This is a genomic window from Exiguobacterium qingdaonense, from assembly GCF_018617855.1.
In the GTDB taxonomy this organism is placed as follows: Bacteria; Bacillota; Bacilli; order Exiguobacteriales; family Exiguobacteriaceae; genus Exiguobacterium; species Exiguobacterium qingdaonense.
On the sequence record NZ_JACSKY010000013.1, the window covers coordinates 17076 to 26227 of the forward strand.

A 9152-nucleotide genomic window follows, 5' to 3' on the forward strand; every position below is an offset into this window, starting at 1 on the left:
CCTCCTTCCTGAAAGAGTGTTTATTATTCAGCGTTTTTCGCTGTGTTGTTTTTTGTTGGAAGAACTTCACCGTGGTATAACCAAACTTTTACGCCGATTTTACCGTAAGTTGTGTCAGCTTCAGCTGTTCCGTAGTCGATGTCGGCACGGAGTGTGTGAAGTGGAACTGTTCCTTCCGAGTATTTCTCTGAACGAGCGATATCAGCGCCACCAAGACGACCAGAAACTTCTGTTTTGATCCCTTTGATGCCAGTACGCATCGAACGTTGAATTGATTGTTTCATTGCACGACGGAATGATACACGACCTTCCAATTGACGAGCAATGTTTTCTGCTACAAGCTTCGCAACAGCGTCAGCGTTTTTCACTTCAACAACGTTGATGTGAACGCGTTTTCCGTCAGCGATTTTTGTAATGTGTTTACGGAGTGATTCGATTTCAGAACCACCTTTACCGATTACCATACCTGGCTTCGCAGTGTGAAGCGAAATGTTCACGCGGTTTGCAGCGCGTTCGATTTCTACTTTAGAAACACTAGCATCCTTCATTTTGTTTTCGATGTATTCACGAATAACGAAGTCTTCATGAAGGAGATCAGCGTAGTCTTTCTCAGCGTACCAACGCGAATCCCAGTCTTTGATAACACCAACGCGAAGACCGTGCGGATTTACCTTTTGACCCACTACATATCCCTCCTTATTTCTCAGTTACCACGATGTGGATGTGGCTTGTGCGTTTGTTAATACGGCTTGCGCGACCCATCGCACGTGGGCGGAAGCGTTTGAGTGTTGGACCTTCGTTTACGTAAGCTTCTGTTACGACGAGGTTCTCAATGTTCATATCGTAGTTGTGCTCTGCGTTTGCAATCGCTGATTTCAATACTTTCTCAACGACTGGCGATGCTGCCTTGTTTGTGAAAGCAAGGACAGAGAGCGCTTCTCCGACTTGTTTCCCGCGAATCAAGTCTACAACGAGACGTGCTTTGCGAGGAGCAAGACGGACCATATTAGCTGATGCTTTAGCTTGCATGGATTTAACCTCCCCTCAAATTACCGTTTCGTTTTCTTGTCTGATCCGTGACCTTTGTAAGTGCGTGTTGGAGCGAATTCACCAAGTTTGTGACCGACCATATCTTCTGTCACGAATACTGGTACGTGTTTACGACCATCGTGTACGCCGAACGTGTGACCCATGAATTCTGGGAAGATTGTCGAGCGACGTGACCAAGTTTTGATGACTTGCTTCTCACCAGATTCGTTGAGTTTGTCAACTTTAGCGAGTAAGTGGTGATCTGCGAATGGACCTTTTTTCAAGCTGCGACCCATGTTAGAACCTCCCTTTGGAATGATTCGGGAACGGCCCTTTCGAACCGCCCGAGAATCATGTAGTAATTATTTCTTACGGCGACGAAGGATGTACATGTCGCTCGATTTGTTTTTCTTACGAGTCTTAAGACCAAGAGCTGGTTTACCCCAAGGAGTAAGTGGGCCCGAACGACCGATTGGCGCACGACCTTCACCACCACCGTGTGGGTGATCAACCGGGTTCATAACAGAACCACGTACTGTTGGGCGCTTGCCTAACCAACGTGAACGTCCTGCTTTACCGATGTTTACGAGTTCGTGTTCTTCGTTACCAACTGAACCGATTGTCGCGCGGCAAGTGCCGAGGAACAAGCGTGATTCACCTGATTGAAGACGAACGATGACGTACTTGCCGTCACGTCCTTGGATTTGTGCCGATGCACCAGCCGCACGAACTAGCTGACCGCCTTTACCAGGCTTAAGCTCGATGTTGTGGATTGTTGTACCGACAGGGATGTTTACGAGTGGAAGAGCGTTCCCCACTTTGATATCCGCTTCAGGACCAGACATGATTTCCATGCCTACTTTGATGCCCTTAGGAGCGAGGATGTAACGTTTCTCACCATCTACATAGTTGATGAGTGCGATGTTTGCTGAACGGTTTGGATCGTATTCGATCGTTGCTACGCGTCCTGCAACGCCATCTTTGTTACGTTTGAAATCGATGATACGGTATTTACGCTTGTGACCGCCACCTTGGTGACGAACAGTCAAGCGACCTTGGTTGTTACGTCCGCCTTTTTTCGAAAGCTTTTCAGTTAACGATTTTTCAGGGCGATTCGTTGTGATCTCTGCAAAGTCGAGAGATGTCATGTTACGACGACCGTTAGTGGTCGGCTTAAACTTTTTGATTGCCATCGAGGATTCCCTCCTTTTCTTCTAAGGTAGTTAATTAACCGAGGAAGTCGATTGTGTTGCCTTCAGCAAGAGTTACAATCGCTTTTTTACGGCGAGCTGTGTAACCAGAGTGACGACCGACACGTTTCGCTTTCGGTTTGTAGTTCATTGTGTTTACCGAAGCAACTTTCACGTTGAAGATTGTTTCGATAGCGTGTTTCACTTGCGATTTAGTCGCTTTTACGTCGATTTCGAAAACGTATTTGTTAGCTTCCATGAGGCTAACTGAACGCTCAGTGATGATCGGACGTTTGATGATATCGTATGCTTGAGCCATTATGCAAGCACCTCCTCTACCTTCGCAACCGCATCTTTAGTGAAGATGACTTTGTCGTTAGCAACGAGGTCAAGAACGTTTACGCCTGCTGCGTCGATCACAGTCACTCCTGGGATGTTACGAGCTGCGAGAGCGATAGTCTCATTGTAGTCCGCTGTGACTACGAGAGCCTTACGTTCTACTGATAAGCTGTTGAGTACAGCAGCCATATCTTTTGTTTTTGGTGCATCGAAAGCAAGGCCTTCGAGGACGATGATTTCGTTGTTTTGTACTTTCGACGAAAGAGCCGAGAGAAGTGCTAAACGACGAACCTTCTTAGGAAGTTTGTAAGAGTATGAACGTGGTGTTGGACCGAAGACTGTACCACCACCAACCCATTGTGGTGAGCGGATAGAACCTTGGCGCGCACGACCAGTTCCCTTTTGTTTCCATGGTTTACGGCCGCCACCGCGTACTTCCGAGCGACCTTTCGTATCGTGAGTACCTTGACGGCGTGATGCTTGTTGCATGACGATTGCGTCGTAAAGTACTGATTCGTTTGGCTCGATTCCGAAGATGGCTTCTGCCAATTCGATTTCGCCAACTTGTGAACCTGTTTGGTTAAGCAAAGCTACTTTAGGCATTCGTAATTCCTCCTTTCCGTGCAGTTAATTAGTTACCTTTGACCGCTGATTTGATGATGACGTTCGATTTACGAGCGCCTGGGATAGCACCTTTCACGAGGAGAAGGCCACGTTCCACATCAACTTTAACGACTTCAAGGTTTTGAATTGTTTTACGCTCTCCACCCATTTGACCAGGAAGAAGCTTCCCTTTGAATACGCGGTTAGGAGCAACAGGACCCATCGAACCAGGACGACGGTGGTAGCGCGAACCGTGAGCCATTGGTCCACGTGATTGTCCGTGACGCTTGATCGCACCTTGGAATCCTTTACCTTTCGATGTACCTGTAACGTCTACTAATTCACCTGCAGCGAAAATGTCTGCCTTAATCTCTTGACCGATTTCGTATCCTTCTACTGAAGTACGAACTTCTTTGATGAAGCGCTTAGGTGTCGCGTTTGCTTTCGCAGCGTGACCTTTTGATGGTTTGTTTTGACGTGATTCTTTGATGTCTCCGAAACCAAGTTGAACTGCTTCGTAACCGTCTGTATCAACTGTTTTAAGTTGAAGAACGACGTTTCCTTCTACAGCAACTACTGTTACCGGTACAACTTCGCCTGCTTCGTTGAAGATTTGAGTCATACCAAGTTTTGTTCCTAAGATTCCTTTAGCCATGAGATACACCTCCTGTTAATAATTAATTGTCTCTTCTGGCTAGTATCTACTATATGAAGAATTAAAGTTTGATTTCGATGTCTACACCTGATGGTAACTCAAGACGCATAAGCGAATCGACTGTTTTCGGTGTTGGGTTTACGATGTCGATCAAGCGCTTGTGTGTGCGCATTTCGAACTGCTCACGAGCATCTTTGTACTTGTGAACCGCACGAAGGATCGTGTAAACCGATTTTTCAGTTGGGAGCGGGATTGGACCCGATACCTTTGCACCTGAACGCTTCGCAGTGTCAACGATCTTCTCAGCTGATTGATCGAGAACGCGATGGTCATATGCTTTTAAACGAATACGAATTTTTTCATTTGCCATGTTTGTTTCCCTCCTTTGTCGCCTACTTTTAAAAATAGACAATTCTCCGCGGAAATTTCCACACCGGCCATGGCAATGCTGCCTGGCGTGTCATAACCTCCCGCTTCAACGCAGCGTGCTTGTGTCAGCAGAGGCATCCGATCATTGCAAATCAACGATTGGACCCATTTTCTGCTGTAAAGTCTCTCACCACTCGCACAAACACTTAATCATTATATCTAATCTATACACGGAATGCAAGATTAGATTTTTGAAGTCGCTGGTTGTCTGATGAGTTGCTCAACGTTCCCTAATGTAACAAGATTCGTGAGGATTTGCAAGAAAAAAATCATTCTTTTATTGAACTATTTTTCAAGAGAACTCCCATGTCAACTCGCCCTAGCGTTTCATAACCTCTCCAAACCGCTCTGTGACGCCTTCTATGACCGAATGGGGTGCTCGCTTCAAACAGGCATGCACAATTCCTTCATTAATAGAGTGTGTTTCAAAATATTGTGCTAACGACCTCAGTTTATCCTCCCGCCCAATCACGGTATATAGGACAACCCATTCCTCGAGGTGCATCCAATGAGCGTCCGGCTCGATGTAAGGATGTGTATAAATCCCATCCGTACACTTCATCCGAAAACTAGACATGACATCCACATCTGTCCCTTCGAATACATATTCTCCAAAGTACGTCGTCAAGTATGTTTCATGCGGAGCGGAAACTTGTTTTTCTCCAGCACGACTCAGCATACGGTCGACTTTCTCAAACTGATCGGGCTCGACGAATAGATCGATGTCGTTGGCTGTGTCAACAATTCCGTGATGCTTCAATAGCTGTGAACCACCGAACCGATAGTCAATCCCATTCAAACGACAAATCGTCTCCACTTGCTTCAACATGACACCACCCCTTTCTCGTATTCTTCATCTTACCACGTCATCATGAAAACACAAAAAAGCAGCCCGCATAATTGCGGACTGCTTGAAGTTGTTCAGTTGAATCGATCGATTACTCGATGATTTCTGTTACTGAACCAGCACCTACAGTACGGCCACCCTCACGGATAGAGAAACGTGTACCGTCTTCGATCGCGATTGTAGAAATCAATTCGACCGTCAACTCGATGTTGTCTCCTGGCATTACCATTTCAGTACCTTCTGGAAGGTGAACGATACCTGTTACGTCAGTTGTACGGAAGTAGAACTGCGGGCGGTAGTTCGCGAAGAATGGCGTGTGACGGCCACCTTCTTCTTTAGAAAGAACGTAGATTGATGCTTTGAATTTTGAGTGTGGTGTGATTGAACCTGGCTTAGCAAGTACTTGTCCACGCTCGATGTCGTCACGTGATACACCACGGAGAAGTGCACCGATGTTGTCGCCAGCTTCAGCATAGTCAAGAAGCTTACGGAACATCTCTACACCTGTACATACAGTTTTCTTCGTTTCTTCTGTAAGACCAACGATTTCGATCTCGTCGTTGACGCGGAGAACACCACGCTCAACACGACCAGTCGCTACAGTACCACGACCAGTGATTGAGAATACGTCCTCAACAGGCATCATGAAGTCTTTGTCTGTGTCACGAACTGGTTCTGGGATGTACTCATCAACAGCGTTCATGAGTTCCATAACTTTTTCTTCCCACTGAGCTTCACCGTTAAGTGCGCCAAGTGCAGAACCTTTGATTACAGGGAGGTCATCGCCTGGGAAGTCGTATTCAGAAAGAAGTTCACGGATTTCCATTTCAACGAGTTCGAGGAGCTCTTCGTCGTCTACCATGTCAACTTTGTTCATGAAGACTACGATGTAAGGAACACCTACTTGACGTGAAAGAAGGATGTGCTCACGTGTTTGTGGCATTGGGCCATCTGTTGCAGAAACAACGAGGATTGCGCCGTCCATTTGAGCAGCACCAGTGATCATGTTTTTAACATAGTCAGCGTGTCCTGGGCAGTCAACGTGTGCGTAGTGACGCTTTTCAGTTTCGTACTCGATGTGAGCTGTTGCGATTGTGATACCGCGCTCGCGCTCTTCTGGAGCACCATCGATTTGGTCAAACTTAGTAGCTGTTTTCCCTTGTGCACGTGAAAGTACAGCAGAGATTGCTGCAGTCAAAGTTGTTTTACCGTGGTCAACGTGGCCAATTGTACCAATGTTAACGTGCGGCTTAGAACGGTCGAATTTTTCTTTACCCATTCTAGATTCCTCCTCTATTAAACGATTAGTTTTATTTAACTAGGAAGACGTAGGCTACTTTTAACATACGTCCTCCTTAGCTTACAACAATCAATCTAGCGATACAACCGTTATTAGCCGTTCGCTTTTTTGACGATTTCTTCAGCGATTGATTTCGGTACTTCTTCGTAGTGATCGAAGTGCATCGAGTACGTTCCGCGTCCTTGCGTACGTGAACGAAGTGATGTTGCGTAACCGAACATTTCTGAAAGTGGGATCATCGCTTTAACGACTTGTGCGTTACCGCGAGCTTCCATACCTTCTACGCGTCCACGGCGTGACGTGACGTCACCCATGATGTCACCCATGTATTCTTCAGGGATAACAACTTCAACACGCATCATCGGCTCAAGGATGACAGCTTTCGCTTGGTCCTTAAGTTGTTTAACCGCCATCGAAGCAGCAACTTTAAACGCCATCTCGTTCGAGTCGACATCGTGGTACGATCCGAATACGAGACGAGCTTTAACGTCTACTACTGGGTAACCAGCAAGGATACCGTTTTCGAGAGCTTCTTCAATCCCGTTTTGAACAGCTGGGACGTATTCACGTGGTACAACACCACCGACGATCTTGTTCTCGAACTCAAATCCAGCGCCTTCTTCGTTCGGCTCGAATTCTACGACAACGTGACCGTACTGACCGCGTCCACCCGACTGACGAACGAATTTCGAATCGATCTTCGCAGCGCCACGGATTGTTTCACGGTAAGCAACTTGTGGTGCACCAACGTTTGCTTCTACTTTGAATTCGCGACGCATACGGTCAACGAGGATATCAAGGTGAAGCTCACCCATACCAGAGATGATCGTTTGACCAGTCTCAGGGTTTGTTTCAGTGCGGAATGTTGGATCTTCTTCTGCGAGTTTCGCAAGAGCTTGACCCATCTTATCTTGGTCTGCTTTCGATTTAGGCTCGATTGCAACCGAGATAACTGGTTCTGGGAACGTCATTGATTCGAGAACGATATTATCTTTCTCTGTACAGAGCGTGTCACCAGTAGTCGTGTCTTTGAAACCAACAGCTGCGGCGATGTCACCAGCATATACCATTGGAATCTCTTCACGGCTGTTTGCGTGCATTTGAAGGATACGACCGAGACGCTCGCGCTTCCCTTTAGTCGAGTTCTTCACGTATGATCCTGCTTCAGCTGTACCAGAGTACACGCGGAAGAACGTCAATTTACCGACGTAAGGGTCAGTCATAACTTTGAACGCAAGAGCAGAGAATGGAGCTTCATCAGAAGGCTCACGTGTGATTTCTTCTTCTGTATCGAGGTTGATCCCTTTGATTGACTCAACATCAACTGGTGATGGGAGGTAATCGACAACGGCGTTAAGCATGAGCTGAACACCTTTGTTCTTGAAGGCAGAACCGACGAGTACAGGGTAGAATTCAACGCTAAGTGTCGCTTGACGGATCGCAGCTTTCAATTCTTCGATTGAAATCTCTTCCCCTTCAAGGTACTTCATCATCAATTCTTCGTTGAAGTCAGCAACACCCTCGATCAATTGACCGCGAAGCTCTTCAGCTTGGTCAGCCATGTCAGCTGGGAAGCCGTCGATGATCTCGATGTCTGTACCGAGGTCGTTGTTGTACATGTAAGTCTTCATCTCGACGAGGTCGATGATTCCTTTGAATTCGTCCTCTGCTCCGATTGGGAGTTGGATCGCGTAAGCGTTCGCTTGGAGGCGCTCATGAAGCGTCTTCACAGAGTACAAGAAGTCTGCACCGATCTTATCCATCTTGTTGACGAATACGACACGTGGTACACCATATGTCGTCGCTTGACGCCATACAGTTTCTGTTTGTGGTTCTACACCTGACTGAGCGTCAAGTACAGCAACAGCACCATCAAGTACGCGAAGTGAACGTTCAACTTCTACTGTGAAGTCTACGTGTCCAGGTGTATCGATGATGTTTACACGGTGGTTGTTCCACTGTGCAGTTGTCGCAGCTGAAGTGATCGTGATTCCACGCTCTTGCTCCTGCTCCATCCAGTCCATTTGTGAAGCACCTTCGTGCGTTTCACCAATTTTATGGATACGACCTGTGTAATAAAGAATACGTTCAGTTGTTGTCGTTTTACCGGCATCGATGTGAGCCATGATCCCGATGTTACGAGTATTCTTTAGGGAGAATTCTCTTGCCATACTGGGTATTCTCCTTCCGCATGTTTGATTTTCGTGTGCTGGCACACGATATGATTATACCCGAAAGCCACTCCGTTAAGCCATGCTTGGCGGAGTGGACTTTACGATTAAATTACCAACGATAGTGAGCAAACGCTTTGTTTGCTTCTGCCATCTTATGCATGTCTTCGCGTCTCTTAACAGATGCACCAGTGTTGTTGGCTGCATCCATGATTTCGTTCGCGATACGTTGCTCCATCGTCTTTTCGTTGCGGAGACGAGCGTAGTTTACGAGGTAACGAAGGCCAAGTGTTGTACGGCGCTCAGGGCGAACTTCAACAGGAACTTGGTAGTTAGCTCCACCTACACGGCGTGCCTTAACTTCAAGAACAGGCATGATGTTGTTCATTGCTTCTTCGAATACTTCCATAGGCTCTTTACCTGAACGTTCAGCAATGATGCCAAATGCGTTGTAAATGATTGTTTGGGCTGTACCTTTTTTACCGTCTAACATGACACGGTTGATGAGGCGAGTTACCAATTTCGAGTTGTAGATCGGATCTGCGATAACGTCACGACGTTCTGCACGATTTTTACGCATCCGAGTACC

Annotated in this window: 12 protein-coding genes; all 12 read right to left on the reverse strand. The window is 46.7% G+C overall.

Annotated features, from left to right (window positions below; translation table 11 throughout):
* Nucleotides 1–23: 23 nt before the first annotated feature.
* On the reverse strand, nt 24–683 hold the full coding sequence (rpsC, locus tag KNP00_RS12290) for a 30S ribosomal protein S3 (RefSeq protein ID WP_012727671.1): 660 nt from the start codon (nt 681–683) through the stop codon (nt 24–26).
* 13 nt (nt 684–696) lie between these two features.
* Nucleotides 697–1029, reverse strand: a complete 333-nt coding sequence (gene rplV / locus KNP00_RS12295; RefSeq protein ID WP_215145684.1) for a 50S ribosomal protein L22 — start codon at nt 1027–1029, stop codon at nt 697–699.
* Between the two features lie 20 nt (nt 1030–1049).
* The gene (gene rpsS, locus KNP00_RS12300; protein ID WP_012727673.1) at nt 1050–1325 is read right to left on the reverse strand and encodes a 30S ribosomal protein S19; all 276 of its coding nucleotides are present in this window, start codon (nt 1323–1325) and stop codon (nt 1050–1052) included.
* A 66-nt stretch (nt 1326–1391) separates the two neighbouring features.
* The gene (gene rplB / locus KNP00_RS12305; protein WP_012727674.1) at nt 1392–2222 is read right to left on the reverse strand and encodes a 50S ribosomal protein L2; all 831 of its coding nucleotides are present in this window, start codon (nt 2220–2222) and stop codon (nt 1392–1394) included.
* Nucleotides 2223–2256: 34 nt separating this feature from the next.
* Nucleotides 2257–2538, reverse strand: a complete 282-nt coding sequence (gene rplW, locus KNP00_RS12310; RefSeq protein ID WP_012727675.1) for a 50S ribosomal protein L23 — start codon at nt 2536–2538, stop codon at nt 2257–2259.
* Nucleotides 2538–3161: a 50S ribosomal protein L4 gene (rplD, locus tag KNP00_RS12315; RefSeq protein ID WP_012727676.1), complete on the reverse strand. Its 624-nt coding sequence runs from the start codon at nt 3159–3161 to the stop codon at nt 2538–2540. Before rplD ends, rplW begins: the two co-directional genes overlap by 1 nt.
* Nucleotides 3162–3189: 28 nt before the next feature.
* On the reverse strand, nt 3190–3816 hold the full coding sequence (gene rplC / locus KNP00_RS12320) for a 50S ribosomal protein L3 (protein WP_012727677.1): 627 nt from the start codon (nt 3814–3816) through the stop codon (nt 3190–3192).
* 61 nt (nt 3817–3877) lie between these two features.
* Complete coding sequence (gene rpsJ, locus KNP00_RS12325; protein ID WP_074032438.1) at nt 3878–4186, reverse strand: 30S ribosomal protein S10; 309 nt, start codon at nt 4184–4186, stop codon at nt 3878–3880.
* A 378-nt stretch (nt 4187–4564) separates the two neighbouring features.
* The gene (locus KNP00_RS12330) at nt 4565–5074 is read right to left on the reverse strand and encodes a nucleotidyltransferase family protein (protein WP_215145686.1); all 510 of its coding nucleotides are present in this window, start codon (nt 5072–5074) and stop codon (nt 4565–4567) included.
* Nucleotides 5075–5183: 109 nt separating this feature from the next.
* Nucleotides 5184–6371 carry an elongation factor Tu gene (tuf, locus tag KNP00_RS12335; protein WP_215145688.1) on the reverse strand — a complete coding sequence of 396 codons (1188 nt, stop codon included), beginning with the start codon at nt 6369–6371 and terminating at the stop codon, nt 5184–5186.
* Between the two features lie 113 nt (nt 6372–6484).
* A complete protein-coding gene (fusA, locus tag KNP00_RS12340; protein ID WP_215145690.1) occupies nt 6485–8563 on the reverse strand; it encodes an elongation factor G in 2079 nt (692 codons plus the stop codon).
* 112 nt (nt 8564–8675) lie between these two features.
* Nucleotides 8676–9143, reverse strand: coding sequence for a 30S ribosomal protein S7 (gene rpsG / locus KNP00_RS12345; RefSeq protein ID WP_215145692.1), 468 nt, complete (start codon nt 9141–9143; stop codon nt 8676–8678).
* Nucleotides 9144–9152 lie beyond the last annotated feature (9 nt).

Bases quoted from the DNA above. Each gene is read 5' to 3' on its own strand.
- rplV (WP_215145684.1), bottom strand. From the start codon at position 1,029: ATGCAAGCTAAAGCATCAGCTAATATGGTCCGTCTTGCTCCTCGCAAA.
- rpsS (WP_012727673.1), bottom strand. From the start codon at position 1,325: ATGGGTCGCAGCTTGAAAAAAGGTCCATTCGCAGATCACCACTTACTC.
- rplB (WP_012727674.1), bottom strand. From the start codon at position 2,222: ATGGCAATCAAAAAGTTTAAGCCGACCACTAACGGTCGTCGTAACATG.
- rplW (WP_012727675.1), bottom strand. From the start codon at position 2,538: ATGGCTCAAGCATACGATATCATCAAACGTCCGATCATCACTGAGCGT.
- rplD (WP_012727676.1), bottom strand. From the start codon at position 3,161: ATGCCTAAAGTAGCTTTGCTTAACCAAACAGGTTCACAAGTTGGCGAA.
- rplC (WP_012727677.1), bottom strand. From the start codon at position 3,816: ATGGCTAAAGGAATCTTAGGAACAAAACTTGGTATGACTCAAATCTTC.
- rpsJ (WP_074032438.1), bottom strand. From the start codon at position 4,186: ATGGCAAATGAAAAAATTCGTATTCGTTTAAAAGCATATGACCATCGC.
- KNP00_RS12330 (WP_215145686.1), bottom strand. From the start codon at position 5,074: ATGTTGAAGCAAGTGGAGACGATTTGTCGTTTGAATGGGATTGACTAT.
- tuf (WP_215145688.1), bottom strand. From the start codon at position 6,371: ATGGGTAAAGAAAAATTCGACCGTTCTAAGCCGCACGTTAACATTGGT.
- fusA (WP_215145690.1), bottom strand. From the start codon at position 8,563: ATGGCAAGAGAATTCTCCCTAAAGAATACTCGTAACATCGGGATCATG.
- rpsG (WP_215145692.1), bottom strand. From the start codon at position 9,143: ATGCGTAAAAATCGTGCAGAACGTCGTGACGTTATCGCAGATCCGATC.